Source organism: Nocardia canadensis, assembly GCF_032656385.1.
In the GTDB taxonomy this organism is placed as follows: domain Bacteria; phylum Actinomycetota; class Actinomycetes; order Mycobacteriales; family Mycobacteriaceae; genus Nocardia; species Nocardia canadensis.
This window is the reverse complement of sequence record NZ_JAVCWB010000010.1, coordinates 969,687-985,706: the sequence shown is the minus strand read 5'-3', so window position 1 is coordinate 985,706 and position 16,020 is coordinate 969,687. Positions and strand designations below refer to the sequence as shown.

Genomic DNA, 16,020 nt, shown 5'->3' with positions numbered 1-16,020 from the left:
AGTGAACTGATGAGGGTGACGGAGTACGGAAATCACGCACATATATGGCTTGCCGCCGCGGGCGACGGGCTCTCGGACACCTTCGCGGTGTGCGGTGCGGAAGGCAGGGCCATCTGGTACGGCCCCTATCTCGACGCCGATGTCGACCATCCACGCGGTGACCGCCACGCCGCGGCCATGGGTGCCGCGGGCCGCGCGATCTGGCTGGCCGGCCGGGCCCGCGACGATACGGGCGTCGACAAGGCGACCCTGCACCTGTCGGTCAGCGACGACGAGCTCGACGCCGTCACGCTGGCCTGCACCGCATCGATGGCCGGTCTGGCCCTCGATCTCCTTGTCACCGAGGACAATCCAGCCCAGGACTGGTGCCATGCCTTCGGCAGGCTCGACTGGAACTCGGGCCCACTGACCAGCCTGGTCGATCCCGCCGAGCCGCCGAGCGCGCCGGTGCTCCGCTCGATCACCGGCGGCCTCGAACAGCAGTCCGAACCACAGGAAGGGCCTGTCATGCACGAAAACGCCACGGATCACTGGTCGGAACTGCGCTCGGCGTTGGAGGGGCTGCTGCTGCACGACGCGATCGGCATGGACGCCAAGATGCGCCACGCCGTCTCCGCCGTCGTCCACCTCACCGTCGACACCCCGCACGGCCCGCCCGAGGACGCCGAGGAGTTCCTCGGCCGCTTCGACGCCTCCTGGCTGGTGGCGTCCTGGCTCGGCCACGACACCGAGCTCTCCCTGATCGCCACCCTCGCCGCGGGCGAGATCCCGGCCCTGTCCTGGTGCGAACTGATGTTCACCACCACCCTGGCTCCGTGGTCGACCAGCCCTGTCGCCGTGCACGCCCGCCGGGTATTCACCACGGTGCAGCGCGGAAAGCTGGGTGCGGTCCGGGCGCACGTCAGCTGACCGCGCCCGGGCCGATCGGTCAGACCGCCGCGCCGACCTCGACCTCGGCGAACGACCCGACCCAGCGATGCGGCGGGCGCGGCGGGTTGGGTTCGCCCGCGCGGTGCACGCCGACGGCTTGCCATCCGGCGGCCACGGCGGCATCGAGTTCGTCCGGGTGGTCGGACAGGAACAGGATCTGCGCGGCCGGGACGCCGATGCGCTCGGCGATGACGTCGTAGGACGCGGCCTCGCGCTTGGGGCCGGCGCTGACCAGATCGAAGTGATCGGTGATCAAGCCGGACAGGTCGCCGGACTCGGCGAAGGCGAACCAATCCCGTTGGTTGCGTTCGGAACCCGACGAGTACACGTACAGGTCGAGCCCGGCCGCGTGCCAGGCCGACAGCGCGGGCACCACATCGGCGAAGAACCGCCCGTGCAGCGCGCCCGCCCGGAACCCCTGGGCGCAGATCGCGCCCTGCGCGGCCTTGAGCGGCTCGGCCTTGACATCGGAACGCAACCAGCCGATGAGGATCTCGGCGATCCGGTCGGTGCCGGCGCCGGGCTCACCGGCCAGCTCCCTGGTCTGGGCGAGCACGGATTCGGCGGCGCCGGCAGCGTTCTCGGCCAGCCAGGCGGGCAGCCGCTGCTCGGTGTAGCCGTAGAGGTCGTTGCGCACCGAGTCGGTGGGGCTGGTGGTGCCCTCGATGTCGAGGACGACGGCGCGGGTCACGACGCGGCGAGCAGTTCGTCCAGCGTCGGGAAGCCCGCGCTGATCTTGTCGCCGGTGAAGTCGCCGATCCAGCCGTCGGCCTCCTCGAAGAAGCGGATGGCGATGAAGTCGGGCCGGGTGCCCATGTCGAACCAGTGCAGGGTGCCCGCGGGGACCGAGAGCAGATCGCCGGCTTCGCAGACCGTCGCCAGCACGGCGTCGCCGAGGTGCAGGTAGAAGCAGCCGCGACCGGCGGCGAAGAAGCGCACCTCGTCCTCGGCGTGGCGGTGCTCGTCGAGGAACTTCGCCCGCGCGCCCGCCGCCGTGGCGGGCCATTCCGGTTTGTCGTCGTCGGGGTGGATCCGGGCGACGTCGATGTGCTCGTAGCGGCCCGCCGCGTTGAGTTCGCCGATCTGCGGAGCGTAGTGGGCGAGCAGGGTGTCGGAGTCGGTGTTCGCGGCGTCGGCCAGCACGTCCCAGCGTGAGAAGGCGATGCCGTGCTTGTCCAGCTCGGCGGCGATCTCGGCGGTATCGGTGGTGCGTACGCGCACGTCGGCGGCGTTGTCGGCGGCCATCACTTGCAGCAGGGTCATTGTCTATCCGATCTCGAGTGGCGTGGCGTCGGTGCGCCCCGTGCGGGCGATCAACTCGCACAGGGCTTCCAGGCATTCGGCGCGATCGCGCGCCTGGGCAAGAGTGTCACCCCAGGTGGTGATGCCGTGCCCGGTGATGAACAGAATCGGTGGGGCGCCGGGGTTATCGCGCAGATAGGTCTCGATGTCGGCGCCGATGCGCGCGACCTCGGGCCAGTTCGGGAACACCGGGACCGCGACCGCGGCCGGGTCGGCCAGGCCGAAGCCCTTGAGCAGCTCGTATCCGGTGATCGACAGCGTACTCACCGCGTCACCGGGCCGCGCGGCGGTGGTCGCCAGCGCGGTCGCGAACGGCGAGTGCACGTGCACGACGGCCCCGGCCGCGCGGGTGCGGTAGACGGCGGTGTGAATGCTGGTCTCCGCGGACGGTTTCCGGCTCTGGCCCGGGCGCGGCGTCGTGTCGGCCACGGCGACCAGGACCATATCCCGTTCGGTCAGTTCGCCTTTGGACAGCCCGCTCGCGGTGATCAGCGCGTCCTCGTCGACCCGCACCGAGATATTGCCCGCGGTGCCCGGCATCCAGCCGCGCTCGTATAGCTGGCGCGCGGTGGCCGCGATCGCCGCGCCCTGGGTGGCATGCGGCTGCGAAATCCCGTAGACCACACCGTTTTCGGTGACGACGGCGGTCACCAGATCGGCGGGGGTCACGTCGAAGGCGGGGTTGAACACGGCGGTACCCGCGGGTGCTGTCGCCACTGCGCCGAACCCGGTGACCTCGGCGGCGGCCCGCTGCTCGACCACGATCTGCGCGCCGGTCGCCATCGCGGTGTCACGGGTGGACTCCGGGGCGACCACGATGAACGGGATGCCGTGGTGGCGGGCGGCCAAAGCCAGGGTGAAGGTGCCGATCTTGTTGGCGACGTCGCCGTTGGCCGTGATCCGGTCGGCCCCGACGAGCACGGCGTCGACCTGCCCGGTGGCCATCGCCCAGGCGGCGGCGGAATCGATGGTCAGCCGGTGCGGGATGCCTGCCTCGGCCAGCTCCCACGCGGTGAGCCGGGCGCCCTGCAGCAGCGGTCGGGTCTCGTCGACGATCACGTCCGCGACCGCGTCGCGCTCGTGCAGCACCCGCAGCGCGCCGATCGCGGTGCCGACGGCACTGGTGGCCAGGCGGCCGGTGTTGCAGTGTGTGAGCAGCCGCAGCGGCCCGTCGCCACACAGGCGCTGCACCAGGTCGGCGGCGTGGGTGGCGGCGGCCAGGTTCACCCGGCCGTCCTCGGCGAGCAGGTCGAGGGTCTCGGCCAGCACCGCGTCGGCGCCGTCGGCGATCCGCCCGCGCACCCGCTCGACCGCCCAGGCCAGGTTGACCGCGGTCGGCCTGGCCGCCGCGATCCGATCGGCCTCGGCCTGCACGGCGGCCTCGTCCACCACCCCGCCCGCGGTGTGCGCCCTGGTCGCGATGACCACGCCGAACGCCCCCGCGATCCCGATCGCCGGGGCGCCGCGAATGGCCAGCGTGGTGATCGCGTCGATGATCTCGTCGACGGTACCCAGGCGCAGCTGCCGCGCCTCGTGCGGCAGCCCGCGCTGGTCGATGGTGAGCAGCGCTCCGTCGTCCCAGGTGAGCGAGCTGTCGTCCATCGGTGTCCTTACTTCGGGTCGGTCATCGTGCCTGATAAACGGTATCCGACCTGGTCCGGGCACGAAGCCCGGGCCCGGTCGCCCCGGTCACTCGGCGACGTATTCCGCCTCGCGCTCCACGGCGTCGATCGTGGCCTGCGGTACCTGGATCGGACCGGGGGTGTAGGTGATCGCCCGCAGCGACCCCGTGTACCGGAACGGCCCACGGCGCTCGCGCAGCTCCCCGTCGACCGGACCACGCGCGTCGACGCCGACCGAGATACCGGTCCACGGCGCCATGCCGACCAGCTGCACCTGATCGATGAGCTCGGCGACCGCCGCCCCGTCGACCTCGACCACGAAGTCCCAGCGCAGGTGCGGCCGGATCGCCGCGCGCACGGTGATCTCCCCGGCCCCGCCCGGCAGCGCGGCCGCCACCGACGCGTAGCGGCCGTAGCTGTTGACGCCGAACACCACCTCGTCGTTCTCGACATAGAGCAGGTAGCCGCCCAGCGGGTCGCCGTGCGCGACGAGCACGCCTTCGTCGCCCGGCCGGAAGCCGGTGACCGTGGGACTGTCCCCGGCGGGCGTCGGCGACTCCGCCCGGCGACCGGTGAGATCTGCGGTGATGGTGAAATCGCGGTAGGCGATCAGGCGCTGTGAGCGGTAGCGCTCCAGGGTCGGCGTGCCGGGCAGCAGCCGCACCGGTGCGGCGAACCGGGCTTCCTCGGGACGGCGCCGGAACAGGTCGGCGCGGGTGAGCAGCGGGAACACGGTATTCGCCCAGGCCGATTCGTCCCAGGCCGCGGCCAGCTCGGCGGCCTTGTCCGGGTATTGCGCCGAGAGATCGTGCAGCTCGGTCGGATCGGCGCGCACATCGAACAGCTGCCAGTGCGGCGCGTCCAGATCGGCCCCGGCCTCGTACAGCGACAGCAGCTTCCACCCATCGCGATAGAACCCGCGATGCCCGGTCATCTCCGAGTACTGCTCGGTGTGGCGGGTCGGCGCGGCCGGATCGCGCAGCAGCTCGGCCGCCGAGACACCGTCGAACTCTTTGGCGGGCAGCCCGTTACGCACCGACGGCCGCTCCAGTCCGGCCAGCTCGAGCAGGGTCGGGGCCAGATCGGTGACATAGGCGTACTCGTGCCGGATGCCGGTGTCGGCGTCGGTGCGCGGCAGGCCCTTCGGCCACGACACCACCAGCGGCACCCGCACGCCACCGGCGAAGGTCTGGCCCTTGTAGAAGCGGAACGGCGTGTTGGACGCCTGACCCCAGCCGCGCGGGTAGTGCACACCCAGCTCGGCGGTGCCGATCAGGTCCTCGTCGTGCGGGACGTCGCCGACCCAGTCCGGATCGTCGATATGGGCGAACTCGGCGAAGTACGAGCGGGTGCCCTCGGGGCCGCCCTCGGCGGTGCCGCCGTTGTCGGAGGTGAACACGATGATGGTGTTGTCGAGTTCGCCCAGGTCCTCGAGCAGATCGACGATGCGGCCCAGGCTCTGGTCGATGCTGTCGACCATGCCCGCGTACACCTCCATGTACTTGGCGTAGCGCCTGCGCTCGTCGTCGGAGAGCGAATCCCATTCCGCGGCTTCGTAACCGGGCTCGGTATTGCGCGGCTTCTGCTGCGTGCCGGGCGGGAACAGGCCCTGGGCCAGCTGTTGGGCGAAACGCTGGCGGCGCAGTTCGTCCCAGCCCTCGGCGTAGCGGCCGCGATACTTCGCCTGGTCCTCGGCCTTGGCCTGCAGTGGTCCGTGCATCGCCACGTGCGCGAAGTACAGGAAGAACGGCTTGGTGGCATCGTGGGCGCGCAGGTCCTTGAGGTAGGCCAGCGCCTTGTCGGTGAGATCGTCGGTGAGGTAGTAGCCCTGCGGGTACTCCTCGATATCGACCACTGAACTGTCGGAGACCAGCTGATTCGGGTAGTAGAACGAATTCAGCCCCTCCAGCGATCCGTAGTAGCGGTCGAAACCCCGTTGCGTCGGCCAGGAATCGCGATGCGCCGACGGATTCATCGTGGCGTCCCGCACGAGATGCCATTTCCCCACGGCGTAGGTCGCGTATCCGTTGCCGCGCAGGATCTCCGGCAGCGTGAGCACGTCGTCGGCCAGTTCCAGGCGCAGTCCGGGATAGCCGGGATCGGCATTGGCGACGAAGCCGAAACCCGCGCGGTGGGAATTGATTCCGGTCAGCAAGGCCGCGCGCGAGGGTGAGCACAGCGGCGTGGTGTGGTAATTCGACAGGCGCACGCCCTGCGCGGCCAGCCGGTCCAGCGTCGGCGTCTCGATCTCGGAGCCGAACGGGCCGATATCGCTGTAGCCCATATCGTCGACGAGCACGACGACGATATTGGGCGCGCCGGCGGGCGCGGTCGGGGGAGAGGTCCATTCCGGGGTCGAATCGGCCGAGGTGCGACCGGCCGAACCACCGAAGGATTCGTAGCCGCGAGCGTGGGGTGGAACAGGCATTCTGGCAGTAAAGGTGACATATTCCCTGGTCACCAGGGTTATATGCATCTTGCGCGGAATCGGTGACCCCTGCGGCGCAACTTGTTAGCGTCACTGCCGTGCCCACGAATCAGCCCTCTCGCTGCTGTTCGTGTCGCGTCCTGCGTGGCTGACGTACGTCTGCTGACGTACGCGGCCGAACGAGCCGATGTGTCCCCTTTCCCCGGTGCGCTCCTGTGCTGCGCGCCGTTCGGCCCGCAGCGCGGGTCGACGTGTCCTCGAGGAATCCCACGATGAGCTTTACCCCCGGCGGCCTCGATCGCCGCAACTTCCTGCGCGTCGGCGGCATCGCCGCGGCGGCCATCTTCGGTGGCACGGCGCTGGCGGCCTGCACCTCGGCCGTCTCGGAGCAGAAGGCCGGCGGTGACAACGCGACTCCGGTGCGCGGCGGCACCCTGAAGGTGGGTATCCGCGAGGACCTGGTGCCCGCCAACCTGCTGACCAACACCGCCGCGACGCCGGTCGTCATCGGCCTGGTCTACGAATCGCTGATCCGCTACCCGAACGACACGCTGGAACCGCGACCGCTGCTGGCGAAGTCGTGGCAGCTCGCCGCCGACGGCCGCTCGATCGCGCTCGACCTGCGCGACGACGTGAAGTTCCACTCCGGCAGGCCGTTCACCGCCGAGGACGTGGAGTTCTCCATCCGCACCTACGCCGACGCCAAGTGGTCGGCCCAGCTGCGCAGCACCGCGGCCGCGGTCACCGGCTTCGACATCGTCTCGCCCACCCGCATCGTGTTGCAGCTGGCCCATCCGCTGAGCAACATCTACGACCTGCTCGACACCGTGCCCATCCTCGACAGCGAGACCATCGACCAGCTGGGCACCGGCGACACCTACATCGGCACCGGGCCGTTCGAATACGTCCAGCGCGTACCGAATTCGCAGATCGTCTTCGAGAAGAACCCGAACTACTGGGTCCCCGAGCGCCCCTACCTCGACCGTGTCGAGGTCTCGATCATCCAGGACCCGCAGGCGCTGCTGAACGCGCTCAAGTCCGGGCAGATCGCGGTGGCCAGGGAACTCGGCTACCGCGACGCCGAGAACCTCGCCGAGGCGGGCGGCTACCGGGTGCTCGACCTCGAGGGCGCGGAACTGCAGGCCTACGTCGGCGTCAACGTCACCGAACCGGCGCTGGCCGATGTGCGGGTGCGCCAAGCCATCGCCTACGCCCTGGACCGTGAGCGGATCATCGCCGAGGTCTTCCGCGGCGCGGGCTATCCGCTGAACGTGCCGTGGCCCAAGACCTCGCCCGCCTTCGACGAGTCGCGCAACACCAAGTACAGCCGCGATGTCGCCAAGGCCAAGGAGCTGCTCACCCAGGCGGGCAAGCCGCCGAAGCTGCCGCTCACCTTCGCGCCCGGCTACGAGGAGACGGCCCAGATCGTGCAGGCCAACCTCGCCGAGGTCGGTATCGAGGTGACCCTGGACCCGGTCGACGCCGCCACCTTCGTCAAGCAGCTCACCGGTCAGCAGTTCCGTGGCCTGTGGGTGACCGATCACTCGTGGGCGCAGTTCGTGCCGTCGACGCTGACCGTGAGCGCCTACCCGTTCAACGCCCGCCGCAACGCCTCCCGCTACGAATCGCCCGCCTACACCGCGGCGGCCGACGCGGCCTGGCAGCTGCCCCAGGGCACCGGCCCGGACGCGGTGCGCGCCTTCCACACCGTCAGCGACCAACTGCTGGAAGGACTGTTCCTGATCGAGATCGGCGTGCGTTTCCAGCAGTACGCCACGGCGAACAAGGTGCACGAGCTCGCCTGGACCAAGCGCCGTGAGCCCGTGCTCACCGACACCTTCCTGTCATGACCCGCTATCTGCTGCACCGGCTGCCGTCGGCACTGCTCGTGCTGTTCGGCGCCTCGGTGCTGATCTTCCTGCTGCTGCGCCTGGTGCCCGGTGATCCGGCCACGATCCTGGCGGGCAACGACGCGACGCCGCAATCGATCGCGGCGATCCGCCATCAGCTGGGCCTGGACCGGTCCATCCCGGTGCAGTACCTGAACTGGCTCGCTGACCTGTTCACCCTCGATCTCGGGCGTTCCTACATCGTCGGCGGGCAGATCACCGATCTGGTCGGCCGCGGTCTCACCAACACCCTGGTCCTGACGGTGACCGCGCTGATCCTGGCCGTCGTGGCGAGTCTGGCGGTCTCGCTGGCGTCGGTGCTGTGGCCGAGCCGGTGGCTGAGCGCCGTTGTCGCCGCGGCCAATACGGTCGCGGTGGCCCTGCCGACCTTCGTCGTCGGGCCGCTGCTGGTGCTGGTCTTCGCGGTCGCGGTCCCGGTGCTGCCCGCCGGTGGTGTGCCGCCGGACGGCTTCATCGCCCGGCCCGACATCGCCGTGCAGTATCTGCTGCTGCCCGCGATCTGCCTCGCGCTGCCGGTGGCGGCGGCACTGACCCGGTTCCTCACCGAGTCGCTGCGCACCGAACTCACGAAACCGTATGTGCTGACCGCGCGTTCACTCGGCGTCCCGCACCGCGAGATCGTCACCCGAGGCGCGCTGCGCAACGCGCTGCCGACCCTGCTCACCGTGCTCGGCCTGCAGACCGGGCAGTTGCTCGGCGGTGCCGTGCTGGTGGAGGCGGCCTTCGTCTGGCCGGGCATCGGCCAGCTCATCGAACAGGGCATCAGTCGTCGCGACTACCCGCTGGTGCAGGTGCTGTTGCTGCTGTCGGTGGCGGTGTTCGTGGTGATCCAGCTGGTGACCGATATCGCGCACGCCTGGCTGGATCCCCGCATCCGGATCGGAGGACGGTCATGACCGCGACCATCGAGAAACCGGCTGCCGCCCACGAGGAGTCGCCTCGTCGCGCCGGTGCGCTCGCGGCGCTGGGCACGGGGCAGGGGCTCGCCGGTGTCGCGCTGATCGCGGTGATCGCGCTGGCGGGTGTGTTCGCCGGTGTGCTCAGTTCCTACGACCCGCTCGCCCAGATCCCCGGCGCCAATCTGCTCGGCCCGAGCGGGGAGCACTGGCTCGGCACCGATCACCTGAATCGGGATGTCGCGGCGCGGGTGCTCGCAGGCATCCGCGTCGACCTGCTGATCGTGCTGCTCGCGGTGCCGATCGGCGCGCTGATCGGGTCGCTGGCCGGGCTCGCCGCCACCGTGAATCCCTGGGCCGATGTCACCGTGCAGCGGGTGTTCGACCTGATCCTGGCGTTCCCGGCGCTGATCTTCGCGATCGCGCTCGCCGCCGTCACCGGACCCGGCTGGCACGCGGTCGTCATCGTCATCATCGCCACCGAGATCCCGATCTTCGGTCGCCAGATCCGCACCGCCGTCCTGGCGGTGCGCGAGCAGCCGTTCGTCGAGGCGTCCGAGGTGATCGGCGCCGACACCTGGTGGACGCTGCGTAAGCATGTGCTGCCCAACGTGATCGAACCGCTCGGCGTGCAGCTGGCGCTGTCGCTGTCGCTGGCGGTGTTCATCGAGGGCGCGATGAGCTTCATCGGCATCGGGGTGCGTCCGCCGGAACCCTCGCTCGGCTCGCTGATCGGCGAGTCCATCGCCAACCTCGACGCCAACCCGTGGATGGCGATCGGCCCGCTGACCGTCGTGGCCGGGCTGACGCTCGGCTTCCTGTTGATCGCCCAGGCACTGGGCCGGGCAAGGAGACTGGCATGACCGACGAGCTGGTGCTCGATATCGACGGCTTGACTGTCGGTTTCGGCGATCGAACCGTGGTCGACCGGGTGAGCCTGCGGGTCCGCCGCGGCGAGGTCGTCGCCCTCGTCGGCGAATCCGGCTCCGGGAAGTCGCTCACCGCGCGGTCGGTGCTCGGCCTGCTGCCCGGCACCGCGCACGCCACGGGTTCCCTCCGGCTGGCGGGCACCGAGGTCATCGACGCGTCCGAGACGGCCCTGCGAGAACTGCGCGGCACCAAGGCCGCCATGGTGTTCCAGGAGCCGCAGACCGCGCTCAACCCGGTGCAGAAGATCGGTACCCAGATCCGGCAGGCGCTGCGAGCCCACGGCGTCACCGACAAGGCCGCCGCCAAGGCCCGCGCGATCGAACTGCTTGCCGCCGTGGACATCCCGGAGCCGGCGAAGCGGCTGGACTGGTATCCCCACCAGCTCTCCGGCGGGCAGAAGCAACGCGTGGTGATCGCGCTGGCCCTGTCCGGCGACCCGGACCTGCTCATCGCCGACGAGCCCACCACCGCGCTCGACGTCACTGTCCAGGCGGAGATCCTCGACCTGCTGCGGACCCTGCGGCGCGAGCGGGGCACGGCGATCCTGTTCATCACCCACAACCTCGGCGTGGTCGCCGAGATCGCCGACCGGGTGGTGGTGATGCGGGCCGGGCGGGTCGTCGAAGAACAGACGGTGTTCGGGCTGTTCGGCGCACCGGAGGCGGAGTACACGCGGACCCTGCTGGCGTCGGTGCCGCGGCTGCCCGCGGTGTCCGAGCGTGGGGCCGGGGCCCGTCCGGGTGAGATCGTCGGCGCCGCGAGTGAAGTCGACGCGGCGCAGCCCGATCCCACCGGAGTGAGCGGTACCGCGAGTGACGGCGACGCCGAGCGCGCCGGGATCGACGGCGACGAGCGTGCTGCGGGTGATGGGGACGAGCGTGCTGCGGGCGACGGTGGCGAGCGTAGTGCGGGCGATGGCGTCGGTGCTGCGGGTGGCGATGTCGTGGGATCGGCTGCGGGTGAGGGCGTGAACTCCGCGGACGATGGTTCGTCCGAGGGAGCGACGGCCGGTGATGCCGAGGAGCCGGAACCGGCTGCCCGCCGGATCCTGCGACGAGTCGTCGTGCGCGGTCCGGCTGTTGTCGCCGAGAAGGGCGGCGGTACCGACGAACCCGACTATCGCGACGTGTTGCACATCGACGACCTGTCGGTGACCTACCCGGGACGCCACGGCGCGGCACCTTTCCCCGCGCTGCGCGACATCACGCTGACGCTGGGCCCGCGCGAAGTGCTGGGCTTGGTCGGCGAATCCGGCTCGGGCAAGAGCACACTGGGCCGCACCGCGCTCGGACTGGTGCCCGCGACATCGGGCACCGTGGAACTGCAGGGTGTCTCCCTGGCCGGGCTGTCACGACGCGAACTACGGGGCCTGCGCAAGAACGTCGCGCTGGTGCATCAGGACGTGAGCGCCTCGCTCGACCCGCGGCGCAGCGTCGCCGACGCGATCGCGGAACCGCTGCAGGTGCATCGCGCCGCCTCGGGCGCGCTGCTGCGGGCCAAGGTCGGGGACCTGCTCGAATCGGTGCGGCTACCACGGGATTACGCGCAGCGGCGGCCGGGCGAGCTCTCGGGCGGTCAGCGTCAGCGGGTGGCACTGGCCCGTGCGCTGGCGCTGGCGCCACGGCTACTGGTGGCCGACGAACCGACCAGCGCGCTCGATGTCTCGGTGCAGGCCCAGGTGCTCGACCTCTTCGCCGACCTGCGCGCCGAATACGGCTTCGCCAGCCTGTTCATCAGCCACGATCTGGCGGTAGTGCACCAGGTCGCCGACCGGGTGGTGGTGTTGCGGCAGGGCCGGATCGTCGAAACCGGCGAGGTCGGTGCCGTCTTCGCCGCACCGGCCCAGGAGTACACCCGCCGCCTGCTCGACGCGGTGCCGGCTCCCGACCCGTCGACGGCTCGCCGTGGCCGGGACGGATCCGCGGCGAGCGCGCTCCAGCGCATCGGGGCCTGACGTGGACGAGCCGCCGGAAGGGGAACCGGCGGCTCGTCGACACACGTGGATCAGCGATGGTCGGGGCGGCGCGGTTCACGCCGATCGTCCTGACCTGCTCGCGTCATACCTTGCGAGTTCTCGCCCATCTGCTCCTGCCGCTGTTGCTGCTGCTGCCGCGGCATCTGCTTGGGCATTTTCTTAGGCGTTTTCTTGGACTTGTCAGCCATCTCCACACGGTCCTTTCCGAGGGATAGTGTTTCGCCTAACGCGCCAACGATAGCCAGCGCAAATGCACTTCGGTAGAGGTGTGCGCAAAATGATGGTCCGACCAGGGGAATTCCCGGCGTGTCGATTGTTCGGGAGAATTCTCGAACATTATTTGCCGACGCATTAATCGTGGCAATTCGCCGCCTGGACGGCGGTTTTCCGGTCAATTTTCTTCGGCACGGTAACGACGTTGCGCGCGCAGCAGCATCTGGCGAATTCCCGCGATCATCCGGGTGCGGTCCAACGGCTCGGCGATGATCGGATCGCCCGTCCTGGCGTAGTAGCGCCCGTCCGGGAAGTCCATCCACCAGAACGTGCGCTCCGGTGTCGACGGGCGAGCGTCCACCGCGCCCCCGGCGTAGGCGGCGATCTCGCCGTGTCCCGAACGTGGCCGCCGGAACACCCGGGAGATCTGATCCGCCGCGCTGACCGCGCCCCTGCGGTACTCGAAATGCTCGTCCTCGTCGGCGATCCGCGCGCGCGGGATCTCGATCGGCGCGAGCCTGCCCGGCCCGCGTTCCGGCAGGGCCGCCACCGCGGTCTCGGCGACCTCGTCGATACCGCACCAGGTGAGGACCACGTCGCCGCCGGTGTCGTCGCCGTCGTCCGGCTCCTGGGTCAGCGTGGCGCCCGACGCACCCCGGATGGCGCCGTGGAATCGAATGATCTGCGGACTATCCTGCCCCGCATATCCTTTCGACTCCAGCCGGGCATCGGGATGCAGCAGGGTATCGATGGCGCGCTCGACCATCGGGTCGTACTTGTCGAGCAGCGAGCGCACGGCCAGCTCCCGGTCGCGTTTCAACTCGTCGAAATCGCTGATGCGCGTACGGAATCGCAGCGGATACGGCAGTCGGTCCCGGCCGTAGGCGGCCCACAGGATCTCGAACTCCTGCCCGGTGAACCTACTGCTGGGCACTGTCGTTGTCCGCTCCGATCACCGGCGGCACCGTCCTGATGTCGCCGAGCCCGGTGAGGATCTCCCCGTTCTCCTGATTGACGAGATAGTCGGGGGCGGTGTGGGTTTCGTCGTCGTTCTGCCCACCGCGGCCCGCGCCCGCGCCCATGCCGCCCATCCCCGGCATACCCGCGCGGCCCGCGGCGCCCGCCGCCGCGCGCCCGGCGGCGGCAGCGGTGGTCGCGCCCACCGGGGCGGCGGTGACGGATCGGCCAGCGCCCGGCGCGGTCGCCCCGCCGCGCCCGCCGGTCGACCCACTGCTCCCACCCCGGTCGCCGCCGGGAGTCGTGCCGATCGGTGTGGTGGTCCCCGGTGTGGACGGATTCGTGCCCGTCGGCGATCCCGACGGGGTGGTGGTCGTGGGTGAGGTCGTCGTCGGCGACGTGGTCGAGGCCGCCGTGGTGTCGTCGGTCGACGACGACGTGGTCGAGTCGTCGGCCGTGCCGCCGTCGTCGGTGGTCGTCGTGCCCTCGGTCCCGGTGTTCTCCGACGCCTGCCCGTCCTCGGTCCCCGCCGTGGTCTGCCCGTCCGTGCCCGCCGTATCCCCGGTGGTGCCACCGGACTGCGTGCCCTGGTCGCTGCCGCCGCCGCCCGGAATCGACGGGTCGCCGCCGTCGCCGCCGACGACCTTCGGCGCGGTCGGCATGAACGGGACACCGGTATCGGATTGCACCGCGACCTGGCTGTACACGGTGCGCAGGATGCGACGCGCTTCCTGTAACGCCTCGTCTCCCTCGAACTGATCCAGTTTCATCTCGCCGTCGGCAGGCAGGGTCTTGCCCGCGACGGTCGGACGCTCGGTGAGCCCCGGCATCAGCGCCTGCGTCTGCTCCAGACCCGTCTTCATCTCGGCGAGTTTGAGGCTGACCGCCGTCGCGGCGGCGGGCAGCGTGGCCGACTGCGCGGCGTAGTTCTTCACCGCCGTGACCGCTGCCGTCGCCGCTTCGCCGACCCATCCGTTCGGCCCGTTCGTCGTCGCCTCGAACGCCTTGTTGAACGCGACGATGGTCGTCGACAGATCGGCGCCGATCTTGCTCCACACCTCCGAAGCGCTGTGCACCACAGCCGGTTTCATCGCGGACACCGCGCTCAGAATCTCCGGCAGCTGCATGTGGTCGTAGCTGTCCACCGTTCCGACGAGATGGTTCGGCTGGGTCTCGCCCGCGAAGATCTGGGAGAAGTTCGCCAGGTTCTGCGTCAGATAGATGACGCTGCGCTCCTGGTTCCATTGCTCCTGCGCGGCGATCACCCGCGCTTTGTACTCCTCATAGGTCATCAGTTCCCCTCGAGACCGGTGTATTGCCCAGCGTTGTCGTCGTCTTGGGCTTGGAAGTTGGCGATCGCCTTGAGGACAACTTCTTTGGCGGTTGTGACGGCCTCGATGTGCTGCGTGATGGTGTCGCGGAGCGACCGGTCACCGCCTGCTGCCGTCTGCGAGAACTTGTTTTCGAGGATCTTGCTGGAGTTGAACGAGCCGAATCCGGTGATCTGTTCGATCTGCAGGAGTCGCGTCAGCACTGTCTCCAGCGCATCGAGATGGTCGTCGCACACCCGTGCGAGGTTCGTGCCGACTGCTGGATCGATGGACAATTGGCCCGCGGCAGCCTGCGCGTCCAGCTTCGTCCATTCGGCCGGGTCGATGTTCGACAGCATCGGTCCGCCTCAGTGTGCAGGAACGTTCTGAACCAGGGCATCGGCGAGCCGTCGTGTCTCCTGGCAGGCTTCCTTGGCGACAGCGCGCGCACTATGTCGGTTCAGGACGCTGAAGTCGACCATCTGGCTGCCGATCGGCAGGCTGATGAAGCACCCGGCGTCATGCGCAGATCCTGACGGGCGATATTGGAGACCTTCGTACGGGCCGACTCGGACGGTCACGAAATCGGTCCGGTCGGCACGTGAGCGGACCTCGTCCAAAGTGTGGCTACTCGCGTAGATGGTGAACGAGTACGTCTTCGCCGAATCCTGCCAGGCGCAGACCTTCCACCCCTCGAACGCCACTCCCGCGACATCTTTTTCCTTGGTGGCGGTGTTCAGTCCGGCGGCGGACAGTGCTGAGTCGGGCAGGGTGCAGGGGTCCCAGAGCCCGGCACTCGGATCGACACTCGTCGTAGCCGCTGCTGCGGTAGTGGCGGGCGGTGCCGTCTGGACCGGCTCGGCCTCATCACACCCGCTGACCAGCGCTCCGACCACGATCGCGACAGCTGGGACAGCCTTTCGCCACCTGTGCATGATTCCCCCGAATGGTTCGATTCTCCCCGCCGGATCCCCGGCGCCGACTATCGCGACGACTCTACCGGACCGTCGTCCCAGCTCAACCGACCTGGTTCGGCGGGGTTTCGCCCGCGACGATGGTCGAGAGCTGCGCTAAGTGCTGTGTCGGTCATCAGTTCCCCCCGAGACCGGTGTCTTGCCCAGTGTCGTAGTCGTCTCGGGCTTGGATCGCGCCGAGCACATCGGCCAATGCGCGCCGAACCTCCGCACACGGCTCGGGCGCGGTGTCGCGGGCGGTGTGCTTGGCGCGGTTCCACCAGCCGCCGATCTCCTCGGTGTCAGGCCAGTCCTGGTTGGGCGGCAGGCGGAGCAGGGATGCGCGGACGAGGGGTTCGACCGCTCGGCCGCGCCATGACGTCCAGGACCGCTAGGGCGAGGTCGCCACGGCCGCGTTCGACGAGGGGAATGCCGCGTTCCAGGAAGGCCGGCCAGAAACGCAGGTAGGAGTCGGTGATTCGGTAGCGCTTGTTCTTGGTGTCGGTGGCGTTCGACGGCGGGAGGTCGGCCGCGACTATCCGCTTGTCCCGCAAGGTCGTCAGGTGACAGCGGGTCGGCGGTGGCGACGTCCGG

Annotated in this window: 15 protein-coding genes; 5 read left to right on the top strand and 10 right to left on the bottom strand. The window is 69.6% G+C overall.

Going from position 1 to position 16,020, the window contains the following annotated elements; all coding sequences use genetic code 11:
* Nucleotides 1-9: 9 nt before the first annotated feature.
* Nucleotides 10-909 carry a hypothetical protein gene (locus Q7X29_RS27795; RefSeq protein ID WP_218717997.1) on the top strand — a complete coding sequence of 300 codons (900 nt, stop codon included), beginning with the start codon at nt 10-12 and terminating at the stop codon, nt 907-909.
* A 19-nt stretch (nt 910-928) separates the two neighbouring features.
* On the opposite strand, the gene mtnC is transcribed toward Q7X29_RS27795, so the two are convergent.
* The 4 genes from mtnC to Q7X29_RS27775 all read right to left on the bottom strand — a co-directional run bounded on the left by mtnC (nt 929) and on the right by Q7X29_RS27775 (nt 6,282).
* Nucleotides 929-1,621 (bottom strand): acireductone synthase, encoded by a 693-nt coding sequence (gene mtnC / locus Q7X29_RS27790; protein WP_316575850.1) that lies wholly within the window; start codon nt 1,619-1,621, stop codon nt 929-931.
* A complete protein-coding gene (locus Q7X29_RS27785; RefSeq protein ID WP_316575849.1) occupies nt 1,618-2,193 on the bottom strand; it encodes a 1,2-dihydroxy-3-keto-5-methylthiopentene dioxygenase in 576 nt (191 codons plus the stop codon). Before Q7X29_RS27785 ends, mtnC begins: the two co-directional genes overlap by 4 nt.
* Nucleotides 2,194-2,196: 3 nt before the next feature.
* Nucleotides 2,197-3,834: an S-methyl-5-thioribose-1-phosphate isomerase gene (gene mtnA, locus Q7X29_RS27780; RefSeq protein WP_316575848.1), complete on the bottom strand. Its 1,638-nt coding sequence runs from the start codon at nt 3,832-3,834 to the stop codon at nt 2,197-2,199.
* A gap of 87 nt (nt 3,835-3,921) precedes the next feature.
* On the bottom strand, nt 3,922-6,282 hold the full coding sequence (locus tag Q7X29_RS27775) for an arylsulfatase (protein WP_316575847.1): 2,361 nt from the start codon (nt 6,280-6,282) through the stop codon (nt 3,922-3,924).
* Nucleotides 6,283-6,554: 272 nt separating this feature from the next.
* On the opposite strand from Q7X29_RS27775, the gene Q7X29_RS27770 reads away from it, so the two are divergent.
* The 4 genes from Q7X29_RS27770 to Q7X29_RS27755 are packed head-to-tail and all read left to right on the top strand — an operon-like array spanning nt 6,555 to nt 11,972.
* Nucleotides 6,555-8,132, top strand: coding sequence for an ABC transporter substrate-binding protein (locus tag Q7X29_RS27770; protein ID WP_316575846.1), 1,578 nt, complete (start codon nt 6,555-6,557; stop codon nt 8,130-8,132).
* A complete protein-coding gene (locus Q7X29_RS27765) occupies nt 8,129-9,088 on the top strand; it encodes an ABC transporter permease (RefSeq protein WP_316575845.1) in 960 nt (319 codons plus the stop codon). Before Q7X29_RS27770 ends, Q7X29_RS27765 begins: the two co-directional genes overlap by 4 nt.
* The gene (locus tag Q7X29_RS27760) at nt 9,085-9,951 is read left to right on the top strand and encodes an ABC transporter permease (protein ID WP_218717990.1); all 867 of its coding nucleotides are present in this window, start codon (nt 9,085-9,087) and stop codon (nt 9,949-9,951) included. The genes Q7X29_RS27765 and Q7X29_RS27760 overlap by 4 nt, the downstream gene beginning before the upstream one ends.
* A complete protein-coding gene (locus Q7X29_RS27755; protein ID WP_316575844.1) occupies nt 9,948-11,972 on the top strand; it encodes an ABC transporter ATP-binding protein in 2,025 nt (674 codons plus the stop codon). Before Q7X29_RS27760 ends, Q7X29_RS27755 begins: the two co-directional genes overlap by 4 nt.
* A gap of 50 nt (nt 11,973-12,022) precedes the next feature.
* Here Q7X29_RS27755 and Q7X29_RS27750 read toward each other — a convergent pair whose 3' ends face one another.
* From Q7X29_RS27750 to Q7X29_RS27725, 6 genes are all read right to left on the bottom strand, one after another.
* Nucleotides 12,023-12,181 (bottom strand): hypothetical protein, encoded by a 159-nt coding sequence (locus tag Q7X29_RS27750; protein ID WP_218717989.1) that lies wholly within the window; start codon nt 12,179-12,181, stop codon nt 12,023-12,025.
* A 203-nt stretch (nt 12,182-12,384) separates the two neighbouring features.
* Nucleotides 12,385-13,140 carry an ESX secretion-associated protein EspG gene (locus tag Q7X29_RS27745; protein ID WP_316575843.1) on the bottom strand — a complete coding sequence of 252 codons (756 nt, stop codon included), beginning with the start codon at nt 13,138-13,140 and terminating at the stop codon, nt 12,385-12,387.
* Entirely contained in the window at nt 13,127-14,455 is a 1,329-nt protein-coding gene (locus Q7X29_RS27740; protein WP_316575842.1) for a hypothetical protein, read from the bottom strand. The genes Q7X29_RS27745 and Q7X29_RS27740 overlap by 14 nt, the downstream gene beginning before the upstream one ends.
* Nucleotides 14,455-14,832, bottom strand: a complete 378-nt coding sequence (locus Q7X29_RS27735) for a hypothetical protein (protein ID WP_316575841.1) — start codon at nt 14,830-14,832, stop codon at nt 14,455-14,457. Before Q7X29_RS27735 ends, Q7X29_RS27740 begins: the two co-directional genes overlap by 1 nt.
* Nucleotides 14,833-14,841: 9 nt before the next feature.
* Entirely contained in the window at nt 14,842-15,369 is a 528-nt protein-coding gene (locus tag Q7X29_RS27730) for a DUF3558 domain-containing protein (protein WP_316575840.1), read from the bottom strand.
* A gap of 359 nt (nt 15,370-15,728) precedes the next feature.
* Nucleotides 15,729-15,980 carry a hypothetical protein gene (locus Q7X29_RS27725; protein ID WP_316575839.1) on the bottom strand — a complete coding sequence of 84 codons (252 nt, stop codon included), beginning with the start codon at nt 15,978-15,980 and terminating at the stop codon, nt 15,729-15,731.
* Between the last annotated feature and the right edge of the window lie 40 nt (nt 15,981-16,020).

Excerpts from the sequence above, each read along its gene's own strand:
- Q7X29_RS27795 (WP_218717997.1), top strand. The coding sequence starts at position 10 with ATGAGGGTGACGGAGTACGGAAATCACGCACATATATGGCTTGCCGCC.
- Q7X29_RS27785 (WP_316575849.1), bottom strand. The coding sequence starts at position 2,193 with ATGACCCTGCTGCAAGTGATGGCCGCCGACAACGCCGCCGACGTGCGC.
- mtnA (WP_316575848.1), bottom strand. The coding sequence starts at position 3,834 with ATGGACGACAGCTCGCTCACCTGGGACGACGGAGCGCTGCTCACCATC.
- Q7X29_RS27775 (WP_316575847.1), bottom strand. The coding sequence starts at position 6,282 with ATGCCTGTTCCACCCCACGCTCGCGGCTACGAATCCTTCGGTGGTTCG.
- Q7X29_RS27770 (WP_316575846.1), top strand. The coding sequence starts at position 6,555 with ATGAGCTTTACCCCCGGCGGCCTCGATCGCCGCAACTTCCTGCGCGTC.
- Q7X29_RS27765 (WP_316575845.1), top strand. The coding sequence starts at position 8,129 with ATGACCCGCTATCTGCTGCACCGGCTGCCGTCGGCACTGCTCGTGCTG.
- Q7X29_RS27760 (WP_218717990.1), top strand. The coding sequence starts at position 9,085 with ATGACCGCGACCATCGAGAAACCGGCTGCCGCCCACGAGGAGTCGCCT.
- Q7X29_RS27755 (WP_316575844.1), top strand. The coding sequence starts at position 9,948 with ATGACCGACGAGCTGGTGCTCGATATCGACGGCTTGACTGTCGGTTTC.
- Q7X29_RS27750 (WP_218717989.1), bottom strand. The coding sequence starts at position 12,181 with ATGGCTGACAAGTCCAAGAAAACGCCTAAGAAAATGCCCAAGCAGATG.
- Q7X29_RS27740 (WP_316575842.1), bottom strand. The coding sequence starts at position 14,455 with ATGACCTATGAGGAGTACAAAGCGCGGGTGATCGCCGCGCAGGAGCAA.
- Q7X29_RS27735 (WP_316575841.1), bottom strand. The coding sequence starts at position 14,832 with ATGCTGTCGAACATCGACCCGGCCGAATGGACGAAGCTGGACGCGCAG.